Source organism: Phenylobacterium sp. (assembly GCF_041920015.1).
GTDB lineage: Bacteria > Pseudomonadota > Alphaproteobacteria > Caulobacterales > Caulobacteraceae > Phenylobacterium.
Genome location: NZ_JAYRST010000035.1, coordinates 1 through 24621, shown reverse-complemented (window position 1 = coordinate 24621; position 24621 = coordinate 1). Strand labels below are relative to the sequence as shown.

Annotated in this window: 25 protein-coding genes and 1 riboswitch; of the genes, 13 read left to right on the top strand and 12 right to left on the bottom strand. The window is 69.3% G+C overall.

Annotated elements, in window-relative coordinates:
* Positions 1 to 166 precede the first annotated feature (166 nt).
* Positions 167 to 4987 carry an NAD-glutamate dehydrogenase gene (locus ACE3TL_RS09400; RefSeq protein WP_374578453.1) on the top strand — a complete coding sequence of 1607 codons (4821 nt, stop codon included), beginning with the start codon at positions 167 to 169 and terminating at the stop codon, positions 4985 to 4987.
* Between the two features lie 198 nt (positions 4988 to 5185).
* On the opposite strand, the gene purH is transcribed toward ACE3TL_RS09400, so the two are convergent.
* The gene (purH, locus tag ACE3TL_RS09395) at positions 5186 to 6778 is read right to left on the bottom strand and encodes a bifunctional phosphoribosylaminoimidazolecarboxamide formyltransferase/IMP cyclohydrolase (protein WP_374578452.1); all 1593 of its coding nucleotides are present in this window, start codon (positions 6776 to 6778) and stop codon (positions 5186 to 5188) included.
* A 28-nt stretch (positions 6779 to 6806) separates the two neighbouring features.
* Positions 6807 to 6890: riboswitch (ZMP/ZTP riboswitch) on the bottom strand.
* 288 nt (positions 6891 to 7178) lie between these two features.
* Positions 7179 to 7460 (bottom strand): hypothetical protein, encoded by a 282-nt coding sequence (locus tag ACE3TL_RS09390; protein ID WP_374578451.1) that lies wholly within the window; start codon positions 7458 to 7460, stop codon positions 7179 to 7181.
* A 129-nt stretch (positions 7461 to 7589) separates the two neighbouring features.
* Here ACE3TL_RS09390 and ACE3TL_RS09385 point away from each other — a divergent pair, with 129 nt between their 5' ends.
* From ACE3TL_RS09385 to ACE3TL_RS09360, 6 genes are read left to right on the top strand one after another with little or no spacing between them, the layout of a single operon-like run.
* Entirely contained in the window at positions 7590 to 8579 is a 990-nt protein-coding gene (locus ACE3TL_RS09385; protein ID WP_374578450.1) for an adenosine kinase, read from the top strand.
* Between the two features lie 5 nt (positions 8580 to 8584).
* Entirely contained in the window at positions 8585 to 9175 is a 591-nt protein-coding gene (gene hisB, locus ACE3TL_RS09380) for an imidazoleglycerol-phosphate dehydratase HisB (protein ID WP_374578449.1), read from the top strand.
* Between the two features lie 13 nt (positions 9176 to 9188).
* Positions 9189 to 9821 (top strand): imidazole glycerol phosphate synthase subunit HisH, encoded by a 633-nt coding sequence (hisH, locus tag ACE3TL_RS09375; protein WP_374578448.1) that lies wholly within the window; start codon positions 9189 to 9191, stop codon positions 9819 to 9821.
* Positions 9818 to 10540: a 1-(5-phosphoribosyl)-5-[(5-phosphoribosylamino)methylideneamino]imidazole-4-carboxamide isomerase gene (gene hisA / locus ACE3TL_RS09370; protein ID WP_374578447.1), complete on the top strand. Its 723-nt coding sequence runs from the start codon at positions 9818 to 9820 to the stop codon at positions 10538 to 10540. Before hisH ends, hisA begins: the two co-directional genes overlap by 4 nt.
* Positions 10540 to 11334: an imidazole glycerol phosphate synthase subunit HisF gene (gene hisF, locus ACE3TL_RS09365; RefSeq protein WP_374578446.1), complete on the top strand. Its 795-nt coding sequence runs from the start codon at positions 10540 to 10542 to the stop codon at positions 11332 to 11334. Before hisA ends, hisF begins: the two co-directional genes overlap by 1 nt.
* Positions 11331 to 11657, top strand: a complete 327-nt coding sequence (locus tag ACE3TL_RS09360) for a phosphoribosyl-ATP diphosphatase (protein ID WP_374578445.1) — start codon at positions 11331 to 11333, stop codon at positions 11655 to 11657. The genes hisF and ACE3TL_RS09360 overlap by 4 nt, the downstream gene beginning before the upstream one ends.
* A 208-nt stretch (positions 11658 to 11865) precedes the next feature.
* Here ACE3TL_RS09360 and ACE3TL_RS09355 read toward each other — a convergent pair whose 3' ends face one another.
* Positions 11866 to 12099, bottom strand: coding sequence for a YdeI/OmpD-associated family protein (locus ACE3TL_RS09355; RefSeq protein WP_374578444.1), 234 nt, complete (start codon positions 12097 to 12099; stop codon positions 11866 to 11868).
* A gap of 92 nt (positions 12100 to 12191) precedes the next feature.
* Here ACE3TL_RS09355 and ACE3TL_RS09350 point away from each other — a divergent pair, with 92 nt between their 5' ends.
* Entirely contained in the window at positions 12192 to 13076 is an 885-nt protein-coding gene (locus ACE3TL_RS09350; protein ID WP_374578443.1) for a CPBP family intramembrane glutamic endopeptidase, read from the top strand.
* Here the strand turns inward: ACE3TL_RS09350 and ACE3TL_RS09345 are convergent.
* The 4 genes from ACE3TL_RS09345 to timA form a co-directional block, all read right to left on the bottom strand.
* Positions 13057 to 13365, bottom strand: a complete 309-nt coding sequence (locus ACE3TL_RS09345) for a polyhydroxyalkanoic acid system family protein (protein WP_374578442.1) — start codon at positions 13363 to 13365, stop codon at positions 13057 to 13059. The two genes, ACE3TL_RS09350 and ACE3TL_RS09345, sit on opposite strands and share 20 nt — an antisense overlap.
* A 49-nt stretch (positions 13366 to 13414) precedes the next feature.
* Positions 13415 to 13963, bottom strand: a complete 549-nt coding sequence (locus tag ACE3TL_RS09340; RefSeq protein ID WP_374578441.1) for a Smr/MutS family protein — start codon at positions 13961 to 13963, stop codon at positions 13415 to 13417.
* The gene (locus tag ACE3TL_RS09335) at positions 13960 to 15108 is read right to left on the bottom strand and encodes an MltA domain-containing protein (protein WP_374578440.1); all 1149 of its coding nucleotides are present in this window, start codon (positions 15106 to 15108) and stop codon (positions 13960 to 13962) included. Before ACE3TL_RS09335 ends, ACE3TL_RS09340 begins: the two co-directional genes overlap by 4 nt.
* Positions 15109 to 15255: 147 nt before the next feature.
* Positions 15256 to 15870: a TIM44-related membrane protein TimA gene (timA, locus tag ACE3TL_RS09330; protein WP_374578439.1), complete on the bottom strand. Its 615-nt coding sequence runs from the start codon at positions 15868 to 15870 to the stop codon at positions 15256 to 15258.
* 152 nt (positions 15871 to 16022) lie between these two features.
* Between timA and secB the strand changes: the two genes are divergently transcribed.
* Positions 16023 to 16520 carry a protein-export chaperone SecB gene (gene secB, locus ACE3TL_RS09325; RefSeq protein WP_374578438.1) on the top strand — a complete coding sequence of 166 codons (498 nt, stop codon included), beginning with the start codon at positions 16023 to 16025 and terminating at the stop codon, positions 16518 to 16520.
* Positions 16521 to 16748: 228 nt separating this feature from the next.
* Here secB and dnaQ read toward each other — a convergent pair whose 3' ends face one another.
* From dnaQ to ACE3TL_RS09300, 5 genes are read right to left on the bottom strand one after another with little or no spacing between them, the layout of a single operon-like run.
* Entirely contained in the window at positions 16749 to 17456 is a 708-nt protein-coding gene (gene dnaQ, locus ACE3TL_RS09320; protein ID WP_374578437.1) for a DNA polymerase III subunit epsilon, read from the bottom strand.
* Between the two features lie 31 nt (positions 17457 to 17487).
* On the bottom strand, positions 17488 to 18111 hold the full coding sequence (gene coaE, locus ACE3TL_RS09315) for a dephospho-CoA kinase (protein WP_374578436.1): 624 nt from the start codon (positions 18109 to 18111) through the stop codon (positions 17488 to 17490).
* 47 nt (positions 18112 to 18158) lie between these two features.
* Positions 18159 to 19001 carry a shikimate dehydrogenase gene (gene aroE / locus ACE3TL_RS09310; protein ID WP_374578435.1) on the bottom strand — a complete coding sequence of 281 codons (843 nt, stop codon included), beginning with the start codon at positions 18999 to 19001 and terminating at the stop codon, positions 18159 to 18161.
* Complete coding sequence (locus ACE3TL_RS09305) at positions 18998 to 19594, bottom strand: nucleoside triphosphate pyrophosphatase (RefSeq protein ID WP_374578434.1); 597 nt, start codon at positions 19592 to 19594, stop codon at positions 18998 to 19000. The genes aroE and ACE3TL_RS09305 overlap by 4 nt, the downstream gene beginning before the upstream one ends.
* Positions 19594 to 20442, bottom strand: coding sequence for a pyruvate, water dikinase regulatory protein (locus tag ACE3TL_RS09300; protein ID WP_374578433.1), 849 nt, complete (start codon positions 20440 to 20442; stop codon positions 19594 to 19596). Before ACE3TL_RS09300 ends, ACE3TL_RS09305 begins: the two co-directional genes overlap by 1 nt.
* 513 nt (positions 20443 to 20955) lie before the next feature.
* Here ACE3TL_RS09300 and hemE point away from each other — a divergent pair.
* From hemE to ACE3TL_RS09280, 4 genes are all read left to right on the top strand, one after another.
* On the top strand, positions 20956 to 21987 hold the full coding sequence (gene hemE, locus ACE3TL_RS09295; RefSeq protein ID WP_374578432.1) for a uroporphyrinogen decarboxylase: 1032 nt from the start codon (positions 20956 to 20958) through the stop codon (positions 21985 to 21987).
* Positions 21984 to 23018, top strand: a complete 1035-nt coding sequence (gene hemH, locus ACE3TL_RS09290) for a ferrochelatase (RefSeq protein ID WP_374578431.1) — start codon at positions 21984 to 21986, stop codon at positions 23016 to 23018. Before hemE ends, hemH begins: the two co-directional genes overlap by 4 nt.
* A 1-nt stretch (position 23019) precedes the next feature.
* Positions 23020 to 23481, top strand: coding sequence for a CopD family protein (locus ACE3TL_RS09285; protein WP_374578430.1), 462 nt, complete (start codon positions 23020 to 23022; stop codon positions 23479 to 23481).
* A gap of 386 nt (positions 23482 to 23867) precedes the next feature.
* Positions 23868 to 24621 (top strand): Rho termination factor N-terminal domain-containing protein (locus tag ACE3TL_RS09280; protein WP_374578429.1); only part of this gene is annotated, 754 nt, incomplete at its 3' end.

The following is a 24621-nucleotide window of genomic DNA, read 5'->3' as shown; positions in this document are numbered from 1 at the left end:
AATCCCTATCTAGAGTTCATTCGGGCGCACCCCGAAGCCAAGGCGGTCCAGGCGAAAGCCCCCGCCATTGCGAGCCCCGAGCGCTCTGCCTGTCCCCCCCGGGTGGAGCTAAGCGCCGCCGGACTCTCTCCTCCGGCGGCGCCCTCGCGACCAAGGGGATTTTCCAATGAGCAAGCGACCCCGGCTGACCACGGCCCAGCGCAACCTCGTGACGGCCTTCACCGGCCTGGCGGGCGAGGCCCCCAGCGCCCAGGCCTTCGTCCTCCAGGCGGCGGAAGACGCAGCCCCCGACGAACTTCCCGAACTTTCCAGCCAGGCGCTGGGCGCGCTGCTGGCCGACTTCTGGGCCTTCGCCGCGGTCCGCAAGGGCGAGGCTCCCGTGCTGCGCCTGGCGCCTGTCGAGGGCGCGCCGGGCCTGGAGCGGCTGGAGATCCTGCAGGACGACGCCCCATTCCTGGTCGACAGCGTGATGGGCGAGATCGCCGACCAGGGGCTGTCGGTCCGGGCCATGTTCCACCCGGTCGTCGCGGTGGCCCGCGACCGCAAGGGCGCGCGCGTGGAGGAAGGCGAGACCCGCCGGGAGTCGATGATCCAGGTCGTCCTGGAGCGCGTCGGCGCCGACCGCGAAAAGGCGTTGATCGAGGGCGTGAAGGCCGCTCTCGCCGACGTCGGCGCGGCGGTGGACGACTTCCCGGCCATGCTGGCCCTGATGGCCCGCACCATCGAGGAGCTGGAGACCGCGCCGGGCGTACGCGCCGAAGACCTGGAGTTCCTGCGCTGGCTGCACGACGAGCATTTCGTCTATCTCGGCGCGCGCATCTACGAATATCCGCGCCTGGAGGATGGCGGCTACGCCCAGGAAGAGCCGCTGTTCCAGCCGCAGGACGGCCTGGGCGTGCTGCGCGATCCGGCCCGCACCGTGCTGCGCCGCACCTCCGAGCCAGCGATCCTCACCGCCCAGATCGCCGCCAGCCTGACGGCCCAGCCGGTGACGGTGGCCAAGTCCAACCTGCGCTCGCGCGTCCACCGCCGCGGCTACATGGACTATGTGGGAGTCAAGCGGTACGGCGCCGACGGCAAGCCCTCCGGCGAGATCCGCTTCGTCGGCCTCTTCACCGCCGAGGCCTATGACGAACCGGCCCATGAGGTGCCGCTGATCCGCGCCAAGGTCGCCCGCGTGCTGGAGCGCGCCGGCAAGGCGCCGGGCAGCCACAACGAAAAGCGGCTGCGCAACATCCTGGAGACCTATCCGCGCGACGAGCTGTTCCAGGCCTCGGAAGACGACCTGCTGGCCGCCGCCCTCGGCGTCCTCCACCTCTACGACCGGCCGCGCGTGCGGCTGTTCGAGCGGCGCGATCCGTTCGACCGCTTCGTCTCGGTGCTGATGTTCGTGCCGCGGGACCGCTACGATTCCGACCTGCGCCAGCGCGCCGGCGAGATCCTGGCCGAGTCCTATGGCGGCCGCGTCTCGGCCTATTACCCTTCGTTCTCCGACAGCCCCCTGGCGCGGGTGCACTTCATCATCGGCGTCCAGCCCGGCCAGCACCTGCAGCCGAGCCTGAAGGCGATCGAGGCCCAGATCACCACCGCCGCCCGCACCTGGGAAGACCGCTTCGCCGCCGCCGTGCGCGCATCCGGCCGCGCCACCGCCGAGGTGGCCGACCTGGTCGCCCGCTACGGCCAGGCCTTCACCGCCGGCTATCGCGAACGCTACGACGCCGCCGAGGCCCTGGCCGACATCGCCGTGCTGGAGAGCCTGAAGGAGGGCGAGCCAGTGCGCATCCGCGCCTTCCGCCGCGCGGCCGACTCCAAGACCCAGCTTCGCTTCAAGCTCTATCATCCGCGCGGGCCGGCCCCGTTGGCCGACGTGCTGCCGATCCTGGAGAACATGGGCCTCAAGGCCATGGTCGAGAACGGCTATCCGGTGACCCCGGCCGGCGGCCGGCGCGTCTATGTCCACGAGTTCGAACTGGACGACCAGCACGGCGAGCATCTGGTCTTCGAGGACGTGAAGAGCGCCTTCGAGGACGCCTTCACCGCCGTCTGGACCGGCGCGACCGAGAACGACGGCTTCAACCGCATGGTGCTGGAGCTGTCGATCTCCTGGCGCGAGGCGGCGCTGATCCGCGCGCTGGCCCGCTATCGCCAGCAGTCGGGCCTCGATCCCAGTCAGCGCGTGCAGGAAACCGCCCTGTCGAACCATCCGGGCGTGGCGCGGCTGATCCTCGACCTCTTCCGCACCAAGTTCGACCCGGCCATCGCCGCGGACCTGGCCACGCGCACCGCCCAGGCGGTGAAGGTGATGGACGAGATCGTCCAGGCCCTGCAGCAGGTCGACAGCCTGGACGACGACCGCGTGCTGCGCCGCTTGGCCCTGCTGGTCGGCGCGATCAAGCGCACCAACTACTACCAGCTCGGCGAAGACGGTCGGCCCAAGCCCTATATCAGCTTCAAGGTCGCGTCCGGCGAGCTGGCCGACCTGCCGCTGCCCCGGCCCTATCGCGAGATCTTCGTCTGGGCGACGCACATCGAGGGCGTGCACCTGCGCTTCGGCCCGGTCGCGCGCGGCGGCCTGCGCTGGTCCGACCGCCGCGACGACTTCCGCACCGAAGTCCTCGGCCTGGTGAAGGCCCAGCAGACCAAGAACGCGGTGATCGTGCCGGTCGGCTCCAAGGGCGGCTTCTATCCCAAGCAACTGCCCAAGGGCGGCGCCCCGGACGTGGTCCGCGCCGAGGCGGTCCGCGCCTACAAGACCTTCCTGCACGGCCTACTCGACATCACCGACAACCTCGACGCCGAGGGCAGGGTGGTCCACCCGCGGGGCGTGGTCATCCATGACGGCGACGACCCCTATCTGGTGGTGGCCGCCGACAAGGGCACGGCGACCTTCTCCGACATCGCCAACGGCGTGGCCGAGTCCTACGGCTTCTGGCTGGGCGACGCCTTCGCCTCGGGCGGATCGGCCGGTTACGACCACAAGGAGATGGGCATCACCGCCCGCGGCGCCTGGGAGGCGGTCAAGCGCCACTTCCGCGAGCTGGGCAAGGACATCCAGTCCGAGCCCTTCACCGTGGTCGGCGTCGGCGACATGTCGGGCGACGTGTTCGGCAACGGCATGCTGCTGTCGAAAGAGACCCGCCTGCTGGCCGCCTTCGACCACCGGCACGTCTTCCTCGATCCCGACCCCGACCCGGCCAAGTCCTACGCCGAGCGCCAGCGGATGTTCGAACTGCCGCGCTCGTCCTGGGACGACTACGACCGCAAGGCCCTCTCCAAGGGCGGCGGCGTCTTCGCCCGCAGCCTGAAGTCGATCCCGCTGAGCAAGGAAGTGAAGGCCATGCTGGGCGTGGCGGCCGACGCCCTGTCGCCCGCCGAGCTGATCACCGCCATCCTCAAGGCGCCGGCCGAACTGCTCTATCTCGGCGGCATCGGCACCTATGTGAAGGCTCAGCGCGAAAGCCAGGCCGATGTCGGCGACAAGGCCAACGACGCCGTCCGCGTCAACGGCGCCGACCTGCGGGTCAAGGTAGTGGGCGAGGGCGCCAATCTCGGCCTGACCCAGGCCGGGCGCATCGAGTTCGCCCTGCGCGGCGGGCGGATCGACACCGACGCCATCGACAACTCCGCCGGGGTCGACTCCTCCGACCATGAGGTGAACATCAAGATCCTCACCGGCATGCTGGAGCGCACGGGCGTCCTGGCCCGCAAGGCGCGCGACAAGCTGCTGAAGTCGATGACGAGCGACGTCGCCAGCCACGTCCTGGCGCACAACTACGACCAGACCCTGGCGCTCTCGCTGATGGACCTGGACGCAGCCGGCGAGCTGGAGCCCCACGCCAGCTACATGGCCCACCTGGAGGCCCGCGGCCAGCTCGACCGCGCGGTCGAGGGCCTGCCCGACGCCGGCGTCATCGCCGAGCGCCGCCAGGCCGGCAAGGGCCTGACCCGGCCGGAGGAAGCGGTGCTGCTGGCCTACGGCAAGCTGGAGCTGAAGGGCGACATGGCCCACAGCCCCGTCGCCGACGACCCGCACTTCGAGGCCCTGCTGGAAGGCTACTTCCCCAAGGGCGTGCGCAAGTACGACGAGGCCCTGCGCCGCCACCGCCTGCGCCGCGACATCATCGCGACCGTGGTCGCCAACGACGCCATCAACCGCTGCGGCCCGACCTTCCCCACCCGGCTGATGGCCGCGGCGTCCTGCGACGTCACCGCCTTCGTCACCGCCTACGAGGCGGCCAAGGCGGTGCTGGACCTGCCGGCGATCTGGGACCAGGTGGCGGCCCTCGACGGCCAGGCGCCTGCCGCCGGCCAGATGGCCCTCTATCGCCGCCTCGCCTACACCCTGCGCGGCGAGACCTTCTGGCTGGCCCGGCGCGCGGCCCGCGGCGGCCTGGGCGTCGAGGCCCTGGTCCGGCGCTACGGCCCGGGCGCGGCCGCGCTCAAGAAGCTGGTCCCCGAGATCCTCTCGCCGGTCGAGCATGAACGCCTGAACGCCCAGGTGGGCCGCCTCACCGAAGCCGGCGCGCCCGAAGCCCTGGCCCGCCAGGTCGCGGGCCTGCAGCCGCTCACCGTGGCCGTGGACCTCGTCGACCTGGCCGACGCCTCGAGCTGGAAACTGGCGCCGGCCGCGCGGCTCTACCAGCGGGTCGGCAAGGCCTTCGCCTTCGACCGCCTGCGCGCGGCGGCCGGCGGCTTCACGGCCGGCGACGCCTTCGAGCGGACAGCCGTGCGCCGCCTGGTCGAAGACCTGCTGGCCGAGCAGGCCGCCGTCACCCGCGCGGTGATGGCTGAGGCCGGCGATCCCGCAGCCGGCGCCGACCCCGAGAGCGCCGACGCGGCCATCGCCGCCTGGTCCGCCCAGCGCCGCGAAACCTCCGAAGCCGCCCGCAAGGCGGTCGAGGAGATCGAGGCCGCCGGCGGCCCCTGGTCCTTCGCCAAGCTCACCATCGCCAACGCCGCCCTGCGCGAGCTGGCGGACGCGAAATAGACGTCGCAAATCCTCCCCCTCTGGGAGGGCTATCGCATATGGGTGTCATCCCGGTTTGCGCAGCAAGACCGGGACCTATGAACACAGGCGGTTCAGAATCCGTCTCGGCGGCGCCAGAGCCTGAAAGCTCAGGTGTTCATGGATCCCGGACAAGCGCTGCGCGCTTTCCGGGACGACATGTGACGTAGGCTGCCGTCCCTAGTGCCGGAACACCCGGACCCCCGTGAACACCATGGCCAGGCCCCGCTCGTCCGCGGCCTCGATCACCTTGTCGTCGCCGATCGAGCCGCCCGGCTGGATCACCGCGGTACAGCCGGCGTCGGCCGCCTGGATCAGCCCGTCCGGGAACGGGAAGAAGGCCTCCGAGGCGCAGGCCGAACCCTTCAGATCCAGGCCGAAATCGGCGGCGCGCAGGGCGGCGATCCGCGCGGAGTCCTTGCGGTTCATCTGGCCGGCCCCGACGCCCAGGGTCTGGCCGCCGCGGGCGTAGACGATGGCGTTCGACTTCACGTGCTTGGCGATGGTGAAGGCGAACAGCATGTCGCGCACCTCCTCGTCGGTCGGCGCGCGCCTGGTCACCACCTTCAGGTCGGCCGGCGCAAGGTTGGCCGTGTCGCGGCTCTGCACCAGGAAGCCGCCGGCGACCGAGCGGAACACCTCGCCCGCCACATGCGGGTCCGGCAGGCCGCCGGTGGTCAGCAGCCGCACGTTCTTCTTCTTGCGGAACAGCGCCACGGCGTCTTCGTCGGCGTCCGGGGCGATCACCACCTCGGTGAAGATCTCCAGCACCTTGGCCGCGGTCGCCGCGTCCAGCTTGGTGTTCAGCGCCACGATGCCGCCGAAGGCGCTGGTCGGATCGCAGGCCAGGGCCCGCTCGTAGGCCTCCAGCAGCGAGCCGCCGGTGGCCACGCCGCAGGGATTGGCGTGCTTGATGATCGCGCAGGCCGGCGCCGCGGCCGGGTCGAACTCGGCGATCAGCTCATAGGCCGCGTCGGTGTCGGCGATGTTGTTGTAGGAGAGCTCCTTGCCCTGGAGCTGGCGGGCCGTCGCCACCCCGATGCGAGGATTGGCGAACCGGTAGAAGGCCGCCTTCTGGTGCGGGTTCTCGCCGTAACGCATGGTCTGGACCAGCTCGCCGGCGAAGGCGCGGCGACGCGGCGCCTCCTCGCCCAGCGCCTGGGCGAACCAGGCCGAGATCGCCACGTCATAGGCCGCGGTGCGGGCATAGGCGCGGGCCGCCAGCCGCTTGCGCAGGGCCAGCGAGGTCGCGCCGGCGTCCTTCAGCTCGACCAGCACCTCCTCCAGGTCGGTGATCTCGGTGCAGATCGCCACATAGCCATGGTTCTTGGCCGCCGAGCGGACCATGGCCGGGCCGCCGATGTCGATGTTCTCGACGCAGTCCTCGAAGCTGCCGCCCTTCGCGACCGTGGCCTCGAACGGATAGAGGTTCACATAGACGATATCGATGGCGCCGATGCCGTGGTCGGCCATGGCCTTCGCGTGGTCGGCCGCGTCGCGCACCCCCAGCAGGCCGCCATGCACGATGGGGTGCAGGGTCTTGACCCGCCCGTCCATCATCTCCGGAAAACCGGTCAGGTCCGAGACGTCCTTCACCGGCAGGCCGGCGTCCACGATCGCCTTGCGGGTGCCGCCGGTCGAGACCAGCTCGACGCCAGCGGCCGCCAGCACGCGCGCGGCCTCCACCAGCCCGGTCTTGTCGGAGACCGAGATCAGGGCGCGCTTGGGGACGACGCGGTCGGGAGCAGGGGGGAAGTCGGGAGCGGCGGGCACGGGGCAGTCTCCTAAAGAAGGTTCAAAAGGAAATTGCCCAGGCGAGCGGCGCTATGAAATCCGCGCTCCCCGGTGGTCGCCCACCTCGATTTCGCCAGTCACGCGGATGCCGTGGCTTTAGGCCCGCCGCGCGCGGCCGTCAACGAACTGGCGTTGCGGTCGAGCCCAATCCGTTAGCCACGCCATCGCATATGGGTGTCATCCCGGTTTGCGAAGCAAGACCGGGACCCATGAACACATGCGGTTCAGGGGCCGTCTCGGCGGCGCCAGGGCCTGAAAGCTCAGGCGTTCATGGATCCCGGACAAGCGCTGCGCGCTTTCCGGGACGACATGCGAACCGTCGCTTATCCGCGCCGAGTGGCGTCGCCCGGCCCCGCAGGCGGAAACGGGCGGCGATATCTCAGGTGATCCGCTTGACGCTGACTGGGTCGCTGCCGGGGAAGCTCTCCTCCAGGCCCTCGTCCAGCAACGCCTCCTGGCGATCCTCGGCGCGGCTTTCCTTGTCGGCCATCTGGTCGGGCTTTTCGTTTGCGCCGAGCGGCCTCGCGGGCCGCGCATGCGGCGCCTCGCTGCGGTGGTCGCCCATCTGCGGACGGCCCTCGACGGCGGCGTCCGCCGCCGCGGCGCCGGAGCCGGCGATGATCGAGCGTTTGTCGGACTTGTCTTTCTTCAGGACGCCCATGTGATCCTCCTTTGGGTCGAAGGATCAACTCATGGGACCGCCGGCGGTTGCCCCTCCTTCGCCCAAACCGTTGCCCGGACGCAGCTTTCCCTGTAGCAAGCCGCCGACCGCTTCCCCGGAAAAGAGCATATGGCCGAACTCTACGACGTCGCCGCCATCGGCAACGCCATCGTCGACGTGATCGCTCCGGCGACCGACGACTTCCTGGTCCAGCAGAGCATGGACAAGGGCGCCATGATGCTGGTCGACGAGGCCCGCAGCGCAGCGCTCTATACCGCCATGGCGCCGGGCGTCGAGGCCTCGGGCGGATCGGCCGCCAACTCCATCGCCGGCGTCGCCTCGTTCGGCGGCCGCGGGGCTTTCCTGGGCAAGGTCGCCGACGACCAGCTCGGCAAGGTCTTCACCCACGACATGCGCGCCATCGGCGCCCATTTCGACACCCCGCCCCTGCTGGACGGCAAGGCGACCGCGGTCTCGATGATCAACGTCACGCCTGACGGCGAGCGGACCATGTCGACCTTCCTGGGCGCCTCGACCGAGTTCGCCTCGGCCGACATCGACCCCGAGGTCATCGAGGCGGCCAGGATCGTCTATCTGGAAGGCTACCTGTTCGACGCCGAAGCCGCCCGCCGCGCCTTCGCCAAGGCCGCGGGCCTGGCCCATGCTTCGGGCCGGATGATCGCCATCACCCTGTCGGACGGCTTCGTGGTCGAGCGCCACCGCGAGGGCCTGTTGGGCTTCCTGGAGACCCAGGTCGACCTGGTGTTCGCCAACGAGACCGAACTCACCGCCCTCTTCCAGACCAGCGACTTCGACGCCGCCGTCGAAGCGATGCGCGGCAAGGTCAAGATCGCCGCCGTCACCCGCAGCGAGAAGGGCTCGATCATCGTTGCGGGCGGCGAAACCTTCGCAGTTCCCGCCGTCCCGGTGGAGAAAGTCGTGGACACGACCGGCGCGGGCGACCAATACGCAGCCGGGTTCATGTTCGGCCTCGCGACCGGCCGGCCGCTCAATGTCTGCGGCCAGCTCGGCTCGCTGGCGGCGGCCGAGGTGATCTCGCACTATGGCCCGCGGCCCCAGGTCAGCCTGAAGGACCTGGCGGCGTCGAAAGGACTCTAGACCCCATGGCCCGCACGGCGGAAGTGGTCCGCAACACCAAGGAAACCCAGATCACGGTTCGCGTCGATCTGGACGGCTCCGGCGCCTGCGATGTCGAAACCGGCGTCGGCTTCTTCGACCACATGCTGGACAGCTTCGCCCGCCACAGCGGGATCGACCTCTATGTCCGCACCAAGGGCGACCTGCACATCGACTTCCACCATACGGTGGAGGACACCGGCATCGTCCTCGGCCAAGCCATCAATAAGGCGCTGGACGGGTTCAAGGGAATCCGCCGGTTCGGCCACGCCTATATTCCGATGGACGAAACCCTGACCCGCTGCGCCATCGATCTGTCGAACCGCGCCTACCTGGTCTGGAAAGTCGCCTTCAAGACCCCGAAGATCGGCGAGTTCGACACCGAGCTCTTCAAGGAGTTCCACCACGCCTTCGCCATGAACGTCGGCGCCTGCGTGCACCTGGAAACCCTCTACGGCGAGAACAGCCACCACATCGCCGAAAGCGGCTTCAAGGCCCTGGCCCGCGCCCTGCGCGCGGCCGTCGAGGTCGACCCCAAGACCCATGGTCACGCCCCGTCGACCAAGGGCGTGCTCTAGTAGGATCGTTTCCATGCAGAGCGTCGCCCTGATCGACTACGGGTCGGGCAACCTTCGCTCGGCCGAAAAAGCCCTGGTCCGCGCGGCGGGCGGCGATGCGCAGATCATCGTCACCAGCGATCCGGACCAGGTTGCAGGCGCCGACCGGATCGTGCTGCCCGGCGTCGGCGCCTTCGCCGCCTGCATGCGGGCCCTGGGCGAGCGTCCCGGCCTGATCGAAGCCATGACCCAGGCGGTTAGGGGGAAGGGCGCGCCCTTCCTCGGCGTCTGCGTCGGCATGCAGCTCCTGGCCAGCCGCGGCCTGGAGTTCGGCGAGACCGCCGGCCTCGGCTGGATTCCCGGCGACGTGCGCCGCATCGAACCGGCCGATCCCGCCGCCAAGGTGCCACACATGGGCTGGAACGCCCTGACCGACCTGTCCGGCCCCGCGCTCATCACCGCGATCGGCGATGCGCCCATGTATTTCACCCACTCGTTCGCCTTCCATCCGACCGATCCGGCGGACGTGGCGGCCTATGTCGACCATGGCGGCCGGTTCCCCGCCGCCGTCGCCAGGGGCAATGTCGCAGGCGTACAGTTTCACCCCGAAAAGTCGCAAAGCGCCGGCATAGCCCTGCTGGCGCGTTTCCTGGAGTGGCGACCGTGATCCTCTATCCGGCCATCGATCTCAAAGACGGCCAGTGCGTCCGTGTGCTGCACGGCGACCTCGACACCGCCACGGTGTTCAACACCTCGCCCGCCGCCCAGGCGGCCAGCTTCGTGGAGGCCGGCTTCCACTGGGTCCACGTGGTCGACCTGAACGGCGCGGTTCAGGGCAAGGCGGTCAACGAAAAGGCGGTCGAGGCGATCCTCCAGTCCGTCTCGATCCCGGTCCAGCTCGGCGGCGGCATCCGCAGCCTCAAGGACATCGAGCGCTGGATCGAGGCCGGCGTCAGCCGCGTCATCCTCGGCACCGTCGCCGTCACCCAGCCGGAGATCGTGCATGAAGCGGCCAAGCTGTGGCCAGAGCAGATCGCCGTCTCGGTCGACGTGCGCAGCGGCAAGGTGGCGACCCAGGGCTGGACCGAAAGCTCCGATCTCGACGCCGTCACCGTCGCCAAGCGCTTCGAGGACGCCGGCGTCGGCGCCCTGATCATCACCGACATCGACCGCGACGGCACGGTGATGGGCTTCAACGTCGAGGCGTTCGGCGCCATCGCCGACGCCGTCTCGATCCCGGTCATCGCCGCCGGCGGCCTCGCCAGCGTGCAGGACATCGTCAAGATCAAGGCGCGCAAGGGCGTCCCGATCGCCGGCGCCGTGCTGGGCCGGGCGCTCTACAACGGCGCGATCTCGCCGCAGGAAGCCCTGAAGGCCGCCGCCTGATGCTCAAGATCCGCGTCATCCCCTGCCTGGACGTCAAGGACGGCCGCGTGGTGAAGGGCGTGAACTTCGTCTCGCTGCGCGACGCCGGCGATCCGGTCGAGCAGGCGACAGCCTATGACGCGGCCGGCGCCGACGAGCTGATGTTCCTCGACATCACCGCCAGCCACGAGCGGCGCGGCGCGATCCTCGACGTGATCGCCCGCACCGCCGACGTCTGTTTCATGCCGCTCAGCGTCGGCGGCGGCATCCGCCAGGTCGAGGACGCGCGCCGCCTGCTGCTGGCCGGCGCCGACAAGATCAGCGTCAACACCGCCGCCGTCGAGAACCGCGACCTCATCAGCGCCTGCGCCGACGCCTTCGGCTCCCAGGCGGTGGTGGTGGCCATCGACGCCAAGCACGGCGCCAGCGTCTCGGGGGAGCGCGGCCGCAACGACGGCTGGCGGGTCTTCACCTATGGCGGGCGCACCGACACCGGCCTCGACGTGGTCGAATACGCCGTCGAGGCAGTGAAGCGCGGCGCGGGCGAGATCCTGCTGACCTCCATGGACCGTGACGGCGCCAAGACCGGCTACGACCTCGACCTGCTGAAGGCCGTGACCAGCGCGGTCAACGTGCCGGTGATCGCCTCCGGCGGGGCCGGAAACGCCCGGCACATGGTCGAGGCGGTGACCAAAGGCGGGGCCGACGCGGTGCTGGCCGCCTCGATCTTCCACTTCGGCGAGGTCTCCATCGGCGAGGTGAAGCGGGAGATGGCCAAGGCCCACATCCCGGTCCGCATCACGGAGGCCGCATGAGCCGCTTTTCCGACACCCTCGAACGGCTGGCCGCGACCATCGAGGCCCGCAAGGGCGCCGACCCGGCCAGTTCCTACACCGCCAAGCTGCTGGCCGGCGGCCTCGATCGCGCCGCCAAGAAACTGGGCGAGGAAGCCGTCGAGACCGTCATCGCCGCCGTCCAGGGCGACCGGGGCGACCTCGCCGCCGAAAGCGCCGACCTGATCTATCACTGGCTGGTGGTCCTGGCCCGCGCCGGCGTCTCCCTCGACGACGTCGCCGCCAAGCTGGAAGCCCGCGAAGGAACCTCGGGCCTCGCCGAAAAGGCCTCCCGAACCTCCTAGGGCCTGGCCATCCGGGGACAATCGCACACGAGTGTCATCCCGGTTTGCGAAGCAAGACCGGGACCTATGAACACAGGCGGTTCAGAATCCGTCCCGGCGGCGCAATGTCCTGAAAGCCCAGGTGTTCATGGATCGCCGGACAAGCGCTGCGCGCTTTCCGGGGCGACATGCGTAGGGGCTGCGGGCTATCCTCTCCACCGCCCCCCAATCACTCCGCCGGGCGCCAGTGCATCTTCATATAGATGTCGCCTTCCTCCAGTTCGTCCAGCATCTGCTCCAGCCGCTGGCGCCGGGTCTCCTCCTTCCGCGCACGGGCGATCCAGCCGACATAGTCATTGCGCTGGAACGGCGGGCGGGCCTCATAGGCCGCGGTCAGGTTCCGCGCCGCCAGGGCCTGGCGCACGAAGGCCGGCATGGGATTGAGCGCGCGTTTCAAGGTCATGAGCAAACTCCGCCACCCCGATAACGAAGATCGACAGTGAAGGTTCTGGGCGCCGTCTGTGCAAGCCTTGCGGGCGAGCGCATAGTCGCCGCGTGATCGCCGATTTTCCCTTCCTCCAGGTCCTGACCGAACGCGACCGCCGCTGGCCGCGGCTGGTGCTGATGGCGTTCGGCGCGCCGCTGGCGGTGATGGTCCTGGCCTTCGTCGTGGCTGTGGGCCTGTCGATCCTCACCGGCGGCGAGCTGTTCGCGGTCAACGACCTGCCCCGGCTGCGTCGCTCGGCGGTCTATGTGCTGCAGCTCGGGGTCGGCCTGGGCGCCCTGGCCCTGGCGGTGATGCTGGCCGCGCGGATGATCTTCGCCCGGCCGCTGTCCACCTGGCTCACCGCCGCCCCGCACTTCCGCTGGGGCCTGGTCGCCTGGGGCACGGCGGTCGCCGCCTTCGGCGCCGGCGTGCTGATGGCCCTCGAGGCCGCCGCCCATCATCCAGGCGCCGTCCCACCGATCCTCGATCCCGGCTCAGGCCTCGGGCTCAAGCTCTTCTACGTCGCCGCCGTGCTGGTCGGCCTGTTCGTCGCCGCCACGGCCGAGGAGGTGGTCTTCCGCGGCTACCTCCTGCAACAGACCGCCGCCTTCACCCGCAACATCTGGCTGATCGTCGCGATCAATGCGGCGGTCTTCGCTCTGGCGCATCTGGAGTTCGACCCCGCCGCCCTGGCGGCGCGCGCGCTGGCCGGCGCGGCCTTCGCCTGGGCCGCCCTGCGCCTGGGCGGACTGGAGTTCGCCATCGGCGCGCATGTGGCGACCAACCTGATGATCGCGCTCTTCCAGGCGCCGATGCTACCCGAGGACCCGGAAGCCGCCGGGGGGCTGGACGACGTCTTCGGCGAGGCGGCGCTGGCGCTCTACATGGCCTGGTCAGTCGAGATCACCCGCCGGATGGGCCGCCTGACCGGGTCTATTTCTTCTCGAGCATGAGCTGGCCTTCCTTCTTCAGGCGGCCCTTCACCTTGTCGGCGATCATGGCGAAGAACGGCGGCAGCTCCACCTCCATCCGCACCGCGTCCTCCAGCACGTCCAGCCGGCCCGCCACCGCCTGACCGACCACCTTGGCGGAAAAGGCCAGGCGGTCGCCCTCCCAGGCCTTGGTCAGTTTCACGCCTTCGCCGAACTGATGGGTGATGCGGGTCAGGCCCGCCTCGATCCGCCGGCGGGCCTCGGCGCGGCCCAGCTCGTGGGGAATGCTGACGACGATCGGCTTGACCATGGGAAACCTCCGAGCCGGTATAACGGCCAAGGCCGCCGACGGCTCCCGGTCAACCGCGCGGCTTGCGCTTCAGCGCCACATAGAGCGCCCCTTCGCCGCCGTGGCGACGGTGCGCCTCGGAAATCCCCGCCACCACCCCGCGCAGGGCCGGGCCGCCCAGCCACTCCGGCGCGCGGCGGCGCAGCACCCCGTCGCCGCGCGTCCCCTTGCCGGTGATCACCAGCACCGCCCGCCAGCCGTCGTCCCAGGCCCGCAGCACGAAAGCCTCCAGCGCCGCGCGCGCGCGGGCCTGGTCCATGCCGTGCAGGTCGATCCGCGCGCCGATCACGTCGCGCTCGCGGGTGATGCGATGCTTGCGGCGCGGCTCGATGGGGTCGACCTCCAGCCGCATCGGCGGCCGCGGCGCAGGCTTCGCCTCGGCCAGCGGCAGGCGCGCGGCCGGATCGGCCACCTTGCCGCCGCTCTTCTTCGGTTCTGCGGGCTTGGCGTCGGCCAGGGCCTGGGCCAGGCGTTCGGCCTCCCGCCCCGGCTTGGGATGGACCGTCGCGGCGACCATCGCCCAGAGCTTCTGCTCGTCGGGGCGGATCGGCCGTTTCATCTATAGGGGCCGACCTTCGGAACCAGCCGGTGCATGCGCAGCGTATGGCGCACGCGCCCCGCCTCCGCCCCGGCCCGCGCCCCCAGCCCGAGATAGAGGTCGGCGCGCACCGGCCCCTTGATCGCCCCGCCGGCGTCCAGCGCCACCACCGTGCGCCGATAGTCGGGGAAGGCGCCGTTCAGCAGCGGCGCCGTCCCGTCGATGAAGAACACCTCGCCCAGGCCGGTCAGGCCGGTGTCGACGGCGATGGCGCGGCCGGGCGGCAGCGGAATCCCCGCCGCCCCCACCGGCTGGCGGCCGTCGTCGGGGGCCAGGCTGAAGAACACATAGCGCGGATTGAGCCGCATGATCTGGTCGGCGCGCGGCCCGCGGTTGTCGGCCAGCCAGCCGCGGATCGCCTCGCCCGAGGTGTTGTTGGCCGCCAGCAGCCCCCGGTCGCGCATCGGGTTGGCGATGCCCGCGAAGGTCCGCCCGTTGGTCGCGGCGAACACCGCCTTGGACCGGCGGCCATTGGGGAAGGTCAGCACCCCCGACCCCTGGATCTGCAGGAAGAACAGGTCCTCCGGCCGCATCCAGGCCAGGGCCTGGGCCAGTGGCGACGTCTCGATGGCCGTGCGGTCGGGATAGGGCTCGGTCGACCCGTCCGGGCGGCGGCGCAGCGCCTCCTTGCCCGCGGTCCCGGCCCCGACCATGTCCGTGGGCTTGGGCCGCACCGGGGCGGAAAACTCCGCGTCCGGCCGCTCGCGCGCCTCGTACTCCGGCGAGAAATAGGCGGTCAGCACCCCTTCGCCGATCACCCGCTCGGGCCGGAAGTTCTCCTCGAAGAAGGCGCGGGCGCGCGGGGCGTCCAGCGGCCCGGCCGCGCGGGCCCGGCGGCAGACCTCGGCCAGGGCCGGATCGCGCGCCACCCCGCAAGTGACGCGGAAGGCCTCAAAGCCCGCCGCATGGTCGTCCTGCGCCCATCCGGGCACTTCGGCGAAGCTCTCCGGCTGCGCCGGCGGACGTGGCGGCTGAGTGGGGGCCGGGCCCGGTCCCGGAGGCGTAGGGCGGGCCGGCGGCGGCACGGCGCTGGGCGTGGCGCAGGCGGCGACCAGCAGGGTCAGAAGCAGCGCCGGCGCCAACCGGCGAAGATGTCGAAGTTCCAAGTCGCCCTCATCCTGGCCCAAGGTTTCGGCCCAGGCGCGCCGCTCAGAAGCGCGCCGCGAGCCTGTCCTAGATTTCCATACAGGCGGGAAAACGGCGGAACGGTTAACGAAAGCCTTTCGGCCCCTGTCCCAGCGTCAGGCCCTGCGTCAGGCTTCGGCCGCGTCCACGTGGACCAGGATCCAGTTCGGGTCGCGGCTCTTGAGGCTGCGCTCGAAGGTCCAGAGCTCGGCGGTGCGCTTGTCGTCCACCGCCTCGCCTTCGGCGCCCTTGGTGCGGCTGCGGAACTCGGCCAGGAAGCGGACGGTGACGCTGGCGGTGTCGCCGCGCAGGTCCGCCCGCTCCAGGTCCGCACGCGGCGGATGCAGGAACTCGACCGTTTCGGTCGTCCCGGCCGCCTCGCGCTCGGCGATGGCGCCTTCGAAACTGGCCATCACATTGGGCGCCAGCAGGTTCTTCAGGGTTTCGCGGTCGCCGGCGGCGAAGGCGCGCACCACCATCTCGTAGGCGCCCTTGGCCCCGGCCAGGAACCGGCCCAGGTCGAAGGACGGATCGTGATGCCGGATCGCCGCCAGGCCGGTCAGCCCCACCCCGTCGTCCTCGAGCTGGTCGGCCACAGACGTCTGACGCGCCGTGGCCGGAAGCTTCTCGGCCGCGGCCGCATCCTCCGGCTGGCGGCCCACGCGCCGGCCCAGCACCGCGTAGAGCTGGTACAACACGACCCCGGCCAGGCCGGCGAAAATGATCAGTTCGAGAACTTGCAACGTCTTGGGGCTCTTAGAAAATGTCCAAACTCCAATATAGGGCAAGGAAACGCGCGCGTCAGGGGCGACGTTGCCTTGCCCTGGGTCGCGTGATAGCAGCCGGGGCGACAACAGGACGTGAATGACGTCCAAGCAACCGGATTTTCCCACTTATGACCGATACCGACGCCGCCGGCCCCGAGACCAATGGCGCGGAGGCCCCCGAGCCCGGCATCCGCATCCTCGCCCAGTTCATCCGCGACCTGTCGTTCGAGAACCCGCGCGCGCCCGAAAGCCTGCGCGCCCAGAACGTCGCCCAGCCGCAGATCGAGATGGGCGTTGAGATGAACGCCCGCGGCCGCGAAGATGGCCTGTTCGAAGTCGACCTGAAGCTCTCGGCCCGCGCCACCCGCGACGACGGCCCGGTGTTCCATGTCGAGCTGCTGTACGGCGGCGTCTTCCAGATCACCGGCGTCTCCCAGGAAGAGCTGGAGCCGGTGCTGCTGGTCGAATGCCCGCGCTTCATGTTCCCGTTCGCGCGCCAGATCATCGCCGGCGTCACCTCGGACGGCGGCTATCCGCCCTTCATGCTCGACCCGATCGACTTCGCCGGCGTCTACGCCGCCCGTCGCGCCCAGGCCCTGAGCGGCGAGGCCGTCGGCCACGCCTGAAGCGCCAAATTCCTCCTCCTTTTGGGGAGGACCTCGCACATGGGTGTCATCCCGGTTTGCGAAGCAAGACCGGGACCCATGAACACGGGCGGATCGAAGCATGCTCCGCCCGTGCAAGATGCTGAAAACTCGAGGGTTCATGGATCCCGGACAAGCGCCGCGCGCTTTCTGGGACGACACGCTCCGGCGTGCTACAGCCCGCCCATCGGCGCCGGTCGCTCGATCACCCTAAAGCCCGAACTTCGACCAGAGCTCGTCGTTCTTCATCACCTCGCGCACGAACTGCGCATGCAGCTCGCGCTCGGCCTCGGTCGAACGGAAGGGCAGGGGGCGAGGCCGCGCGCCATAGGCGGCGGCGCGGGCGACGGCGATAGCCTGAGCGGCCATTTCGCGCGTGGTGAGCTCCAGGGTCAGGGCTCTGCCGCCCTTCAGCTCCAGATAGACCGCCGCCAGCAACCGCGCATCGATCAAGGCGCCGTGCTTCTCGCGTTCCGACAGTGAGATCTTGAAGCGTTTGCAGAGCGCATCGAGCGAATTGTGCATCCCCGGAAAGCGCTTGCGCGCCAGGGCCAGGGTGTCGATCCACCGCTCTTCGGGAACGCCGGGAACGCCCAGCGCCTCCAGTTCGTAGTTCACGAACGTCCGGTCGAAGGTGGCGTTGTGGGCGATGATCGGCGCATCGCCGATGAAGGTCAGGAAATCGGCATGAATTTCCTTGTCCCGGAACTTCGGCTTGCCCGCCAGGAACGCGGCCGACAGGCCGTGGACCTTCTCGGCCTCCGGCGGCATGTCCCGCTCGGGGTCGATATAGACGTGAAAGCTGCGCCCGGTGGGCAGGTAGTCTTCGATCTCCAGGCAGGCCAGTTCCACCAGCCGGTGGCCCAGGTGCGGCTCGAAGCCCGTGGTTTCGGTGTCGAGGACGATCTCACGCGCCATGCGCCTTACCTCGCCCTATTCGCCGCACGCATCAAGCCGGCGACTTGTCACGACCCGGCCGCTTCTGTGGATCGCGCATCACGGCGATGATCTCGGCCACCTGCTCGCGCGCCGGTTCCAGGCCGCGGCTGGTGTCCACCACGAAATGGGCTCGGGCCCGCTTTTCGGCGTCGTGCATCTGGCGCGACAGAATGGCGTCGAGCCGCTCGGCTGTCATGCCCGGCCGGGCCAGCACCCGCTCGCGCTGCTGCTCGGGCGGGGCGGAAACCACCACCACGGCGTCCATATTGGCGTCGCCGCCGGTCTCGTAGAGCAGGGGGATGTCCAGCACGACCATGTCGGCGCCGGCGGCCTCGGCGTCCTTGAAGAAATGCACCCGGTCGGCGCCGACCAGCGGATGGACGATGGCGTTCAGCCGGCTCATCGCCTCGTCGTTCCCCAGCACCCGCTGGCGCAGGGCCTCGCGGTCGACCGCCCCATCCTTGGTCACGCCGGGAAAGGCCGCCTCCAGCGGCGCGACCGCCGCTCCGCCCGTCTCGTAGAGGTCGGCCACCGCCGCGTCGGCGTCATAGACCGGCACCCCCGCCTCGCGGAACATCTTGGCCGTGGTCGACTTGCCCATGCCGATGGAGCCGGTCAGGCCGATGATGAGCATGTCGTCCCTCCAAAGATGCTCCCCAGCACGGCTGGAGCTTGCAACAGCTAAAGCCCCAGCGCCTCGATCGCCAGGGCCCGCACGTCCACCGTCTTCGGCGGCGCCTGGCCGAAGAAGTATTCGAAGCTCGGAACCGCCTGGCCGATCAGCATGGCCAGCCCATCGACCGTGCGCCGGCCGCTGGCCTTGGCCGCCGCCAGGAACGGGGTCTCCAGCGGCTTGTAGACCATGTCCATCACCACCGCCTCCGCTGGCGCGGCCTCCAGCGGAATGTCCAGCCCTTCGGACCCTGAAAGGCCGGCCGAGGTCGCATTGACCACGGCGACCACCCCCTCCAGGGCCTGCGCCGCCTGCGGCAGGCCATAGGCCGCCCCGCCCAGCGCGGAAACGATCTCTTGCGCCCTTGCCACGGTGCGGTTGACGATCCGCACCTGCGGGCAGCCGGCCTCGACGAAGGCCGCCGCCGCGCCCCGCGCCGCGCCGCCCGCGCCCAGCACCACGACCGGCCCGGAGGTCGGATCGAAGCCCGGCGCCTGCTCGGCGAAAGCGCCCAGCATCCCCAAGCCGTCGGTGTTGTCGGCGAAGATCGTCCCGTCCTCGCGGAACACCAGCACATTGGCCGCCTGAGCGCTGGTCGCGCGGAAAGTCGCCTCGTCGGCTAGGGCCAGGGCTTCGCCCTTGAACGGCAAGGTGACATTCAGTCCGGCGACGCTGCCGCCCCGCAGCGACTGCGCAAAGGCCGTGAACCGGCCAGGCTCGGTCGAGAACGGCGCATAGACCCCGTCGATCCCCGCCGCCGCCAGCCAGGCGTTGTGCAGGATCGGGCTCATCGAATGAACGATCGGCCGGCCGACGACGCCGGCGACCCGCGTGGCGCCAGACAGCCTCATGCCTTCAACACGCCATGACGCCGGAAAAGGTCGAGCAGACCCATCAGCGGCAGGCCCAATATGGTGAAATAGTCGCCTTCGATGCTGGAAAAGAGTTGTGCGCCAGGACCTTCCAGCCTGTAGCACCCTACCGAACCCAGCGCCTGCTCGCCCTCGGCGGCCAGATAGTCCTCGAGGAAATCGTCGGAGAAGTCGCGCATGGTCAGGGTCGCCGAAACCACCTCGCGCCAGATCGGCGCGCCGTCCCTGGCCGCCACCACCGCCGAATACAGCCTGTGCGGCTTGCCGCGTATGGTTTTCAGCCGCTCGCGCGCAGCATCCAGCGTCTCGGCCTTGTCATAGAGCCGGCCTTCGAACTCCAGGGTCTGGTCCGAGCCGATCACCAGGCCTGGCCGGCTGGCTGAGACCTTCACCGCCTTGATCTCCGCCAGGGCGTCGGCCACGTCGCGCGGGCTGGCGCCGCCTGCCAGCATCGAAGCCTTCACCGCGTCCTCGTCGACGCCGGCCACCACCGCTTCGAACGGCACACCGGCGCTGGTCAGCACCGCGCGCCGCGCGGCGCTTTTCGAGGCCAGGATAACCTGCACGCCCATCAGCCGATCACCTCGACCTGGCCGTGCCCGCCGTGCAGCAGGTTCAGCACCGCCGCGGCCGTCTCCTCGACACTGCGCCGCGTGACGTCGATCACAGGCCAGCCCATCCGCTCGTAGAGCCTGCGGGCCTTCACCGTCTCCTCGCGCACCGCCTCCATGTCGATATAGGTCGACTCGCGGTTTTCCTTCAGGCTCAGCAGCCGGTTCTTGCGGATCTGGATCAGCCGGTCGGGCGAGATGGTCAGGCCCACCACCAGAGTGTTCTTCAACTCCAGCAGCTTGTCCGGCGGCGCGCGGGTCGGCACCAGCGGCACGTTCGCGGCCCGCACCCCGCGGTGAGCCAGATAGATGCAGGTCGGGGTCTTGGAGGTGCGCGAGACGCCCACCAGCACCACGTCGGCCTGTTCCAGATCCTGGCCGCCTTGGCCGTCGTCGTGGCCGATGGCGTAGTTCAGGGCGTCCATGCGGTTGAAATAGTCGTTGTCGAGCGCATGCTGCACCCCGACCTTCCGGCTGATCGAGGCGCCCAGATAGCGCTGCAGCGAGGAGACCAACGGGTCGAGCGCGGCGATGCAGGGCATGTCCATCCGCCGCACGCCTTCTTCCAGGGCGCTGCGCAGGTTGTCGTCGACGATGGTGTGGATCACCACGCCCGGCGCTTCCTCGATATCGGTCAGCGCCCGCTCCAGTTGCCGTGGCGAGCGCACCAGGGCGTAGATGTGCTCGATCGGCAGCACGTTCTCGAACCGTGCGCAGACGGCCCTGGCCATGGCGTTCAGGGTCTCGCCGGTCGAATCCGACACCAGATGGACGTGGAAATAGGTCGCAAGCCGCGGGTTGCCGGTCATTGGGCTCGTTTCAGCGCGTAGAGGGAGAAAATGAAGCTGCTCGGCGCAAAGTTGGGGATGAAAGAGTCGAAACCTTCTTAACGATGTCGGAGCGTTTTGGGGAATAGGCGCCGCGCGGGCGCCCGCCCTGTGAAGCCTTGGGACAAGCAGGCCCGTTCACCCGGCGTCCGTCCACGGAGATGTTGGTTAAGAAAGTATGAACAGGCCCGCTCGAAGGTCCCGCTTTGAAGACTCCGGTTCGCTGACGTTAACTCCCCGTTAACCGCCTAACGAAACGTAAATCCTAACGAGGGCTTAACGGCTTTCCCCGCAATTCACAGGCGCCGCGTCCTGGATTGGGACAGGTGGTTTCCGCCTTGTTGAAAAGGGGGTGGCGAAGGGTATGGCCGCGCTGTTTTCCCCAGCCGTCCACGGCCCTACCTCTAACTCCACTTCCTATTTCTAAAATATAGAAAGGAAGAAGAAGGGCAGGCGGGCTTGAGCCTTTCGTCCGAAGCCGGTTTAACGGCCGGCATGTCGGAAAGTTCAAAGCCGCGCCTCCTGCGGGCGCTCGCAGGCGAAACCTTGGAACGGCCGCCGGTCTGGTTCATGCGCCAAGCAGGGCGATCCCTGCCGGAATACCGTGAGCTGCGGACCAGGGCGGGCGACTTCATTTCGTTCTGCCACAATCCGGAGATGGCGGCCGAGGCGACCCTGCAGCCCATGCGGCGCTTCCCGCTCGATGCGGCCATCGTCTTCGCCGACATCCTGCTGATCCCCCGCGCGCTCGGCCAGGAAGTCTGGTTCGAGGCCGGCGAGGGTCCGCGCCTGGGCGAGCTGCCGCCGATCGAGTCTCTTCGCGATCAGATCGAGGCCTCCACGGGGCGTCTGGCCGACATCGGCGAGACCCTGCAACGGGTCCGCGCCGAGCTGGAGCCGGAGCGCGCCCTGATCGGCTTCGCCGGCGCGCCCTGGACCGTGGCGACCTACATGTTGGAGGGCCGCGGCTCCCAGCGTGAGGCGGCCCGCACCTACGCCTATCAGAACCCGGAGAAACTCGACGCCCTGCTCGAGGTGCTGGTCGAATCCACCGCCCGCTACCTGGTCATGCAGGCCAGGTCCGGCGCCCAGGCGCTCAAGCTGTTCGAGAGCTGGGCCGAGAACCTGGCCGAGGACATGTTCGAGCGGATCGTCATCGGCCCGCACAAGGCGATCGTCGAAAAGGTCCGCGCGGCCGGGATCGACACGCCGTTCATCGGTTTCCCGCGCGGGGCCGGCGCCCTGGTCCAGAACTACGCCGACCAGGTTCCGGTCCAGGCCGTCGCCCTCGACACCCAGGCCAGCGCCGCGCTCGGCGCCAGCATCCAGGCCGGCGGCAAGACCATCCAGGGCGCGCTGGACAATCTTCTGCTGCGCGCCGGCGGCCCGGCCCTGGACGCGCGTATCGACGCCCTGATCGCCCAGTGGAACCAGGGCCCCTACATCTTCAACCTTGGCCATGGGGTCATCCCCGACACGCCGGTCGAGCATATCGAGCGGGCGGTCCGCAGGGTGACCGGCAAGTGACGAAGCTCGCCGTCGTCCTCTTCAACCTCGGAGGGCCCGACGGCCCCGAGGCGGTCAAGCCGTTCCTGACCAATCTCTTCAGCGATCCGGCGATCATTTCCTTGCCGGCCATCCTGCGCCTGCCGCTGGCCAGGATGATCGCCGGCGGCCGCGAGGAGACGGCCAAAGCCAACTACGCGATCATGGGCGGCGCCTCGCCCCTGCTGCCCGAGACCCGCCGTCAGGCCGACGCCTTGCAGGCTGCGCTGGCGCAGGCCCGGCCCGAGCTGGAGAGCCGGGTCTTCATCGCCATGCGCTACTGGAAGCCCTTCGCCGATCAGACGGCGCGGGAGGTCGCGGCCTTCGCCCCTGATCAGATCGTGCTCTTGCCGCTCTATCCACAGTTCTCGACCACCACCACCGCCTCATCGCTGAAGGACTGGGCGCGGGCCTATCGCGGATCGGGCGCCAGCCACGCGGTCTGCTGCTACCCAACCGCCCAGGGCCTGATCGAAGCCCACGCCCGGGCGATCAGCCAGACCTGGCTGAAGGCTGGCCGGCCAGGCGGGGTGCGTCTGCTGTTCTCGGCTCACGGCCTGCCGGAAAAGATCATCGCCGCCGGCGATCCCTACCAGGCCCAGGTCGAGGCGACCGCCGCCGCCGTCGCCGCCCTGCTGCCCGAACTACCCGACTGGCAGGTCTGCTATCAGAGCCGGGTCGGGCGCCTGAAATGGATCGGCCCTTCCACCGACGACGCCATCCGCACCGCCGCCGCCGACGGCAAGGGTGTGTTGGTCAGCCCGATCGCCTTCGTCTCCGAACATGTCGAGACCCTGGTCGAGCTCGACCATGAATACGCCGCCCTGGCCCGCCAGATCGGCTGCGCGCCCTATCTGCGCAGCCCGACCCCGACGCTCGATCCGGCGTTGATCGACACCCTGGCCCAGGCGACCCTGGCGGCGCTGGATCGCGGGCCGTCGCCCGCGCCCTTCGGGCCATGGACCTGCCCGCCCGAACATGGCAAGTGCGCCTGCAAGGCGAGGGGAGCCTGACATGAACCATTTCGACCTGCTGCGGGGCCTGCACATCATCGCGGTCATCGCCTGGATGGCCGGCATGATGTACCTGCCGCGGCTCTTCGCCTACCACACCGAGACCGCGCCTCCCGGCACCGAGTTCGACAAGCACTTCCTGGTCTGGGAGCGCAAGCTCCTGAAGATCATCATCAATCCGTCGATGATCATCGTCTGGATCCTCGGCGTCGGCCTGATCCTCTATCACGTCTATGCGGTGGGCGAGGGCTGGGCCTTCCTGCTCCAGCCCTGGATGATGGTGAAGCTGGCCGCCGTGCTGTTCATCTCCGGCTGGCACGGTTTCCTGGCCGGCTCCTACAAGAAGTTCCTGGCCGGCCAGCGTCCGAAATCGGCCAAGTTCTGGCGGGCCACCAACGAACTGCCGTTCCTGGCCGCCGCGATCGCCGTCCTCGCCGTCACCCTTCAATTCGGCCAGCGCTGATCCTACATCATCATTGCTCCCCGCACCGTGTCGTCCCGGAAAGCGCGCAGCGCTTGTCCGGGATCCATGAACACCGGGGGTTTCAGAACCTTGCGCGGTTGAGACACATTCTGATCGACCTGTGCTCATAGGCCCCGGTCTTGCTCCGCAAACCGGGGTGACATTCATATGCGATGGTCTCGCTTGACCCTGCGCCCTACATGTGGTTCCGCTCACCGCACGTGGAGTCGCCTTGCGAAGCCACGCCCCGCCTTTACCCGTGCGCCGCGCGCTGAACGCCAGCCGCTGCGGCCCGGTCCCAAGACATTCACCGGTGCCTCCCTGCGCCAACGCCAAAGTCTCCCGGCGCCCGAGAACCGCTCGGCGTCGCCTATCCGAGTAGATATATGAGCCAAGACACCCCCACCGACGTTCCGGCGGAAGACGCCCCGATCGAGTCCGCCGAAACCCCTGTCCTCGAAAGCGCGGCCGAAGCCGCCGAGACCGAGACCGAGGACGAAGACGACGGTCCTTCCGAGGTCGCCCAGGCCATCGCCGCCATGGGCCTCACCCGCATGTCGCTCCAGGAGCTGAAGGACAAGTCGCCCGCCGACCTGCTCTCCTTCGCCGAGACCCTGGAGATCGAAAACGCGAACTCCATGCGCAAGCAGGACATGATGTTCGCCATCCTCAAGGCCCTGGCCGAGGAAGGCGTGCAGATCTCCGGCTCCGGCACGCTGGAAGTCATGCAGGACGGCTTCGGCTACCTGCGCTCGCCCGAAGCCAACTACCTCTCCGGCCCGGACGACATCTATGTCAGCCCCTCGCAGATCCGGAAGTTCGGCCTGCGCACCGGCGACACCGTCGATGGCGGCATCCGCGCCCCGCGCGAGGGCGAGCGCTACTTCGCCCTGGTCAGCGTCGACCAGATCAATTTCGAAGCCCCCGAGAACGTCCGCCACAAGGTCCTGTTCGACAACCTGACCCCGCTCTATCCCGACGAGCGGCTGAAGATGGAGATCGAGGACCCGACCCTGAAGGACCGCACCGGCCGGGTCATCGACATCGTCGCCCCGCTCGGCAAGGGCCAGCGCTGCCTGATCACCGCCCCGCCGCGGGTCGGCAAGACGGTGATGCTGCAGAACATCGCCAAGTCGATCG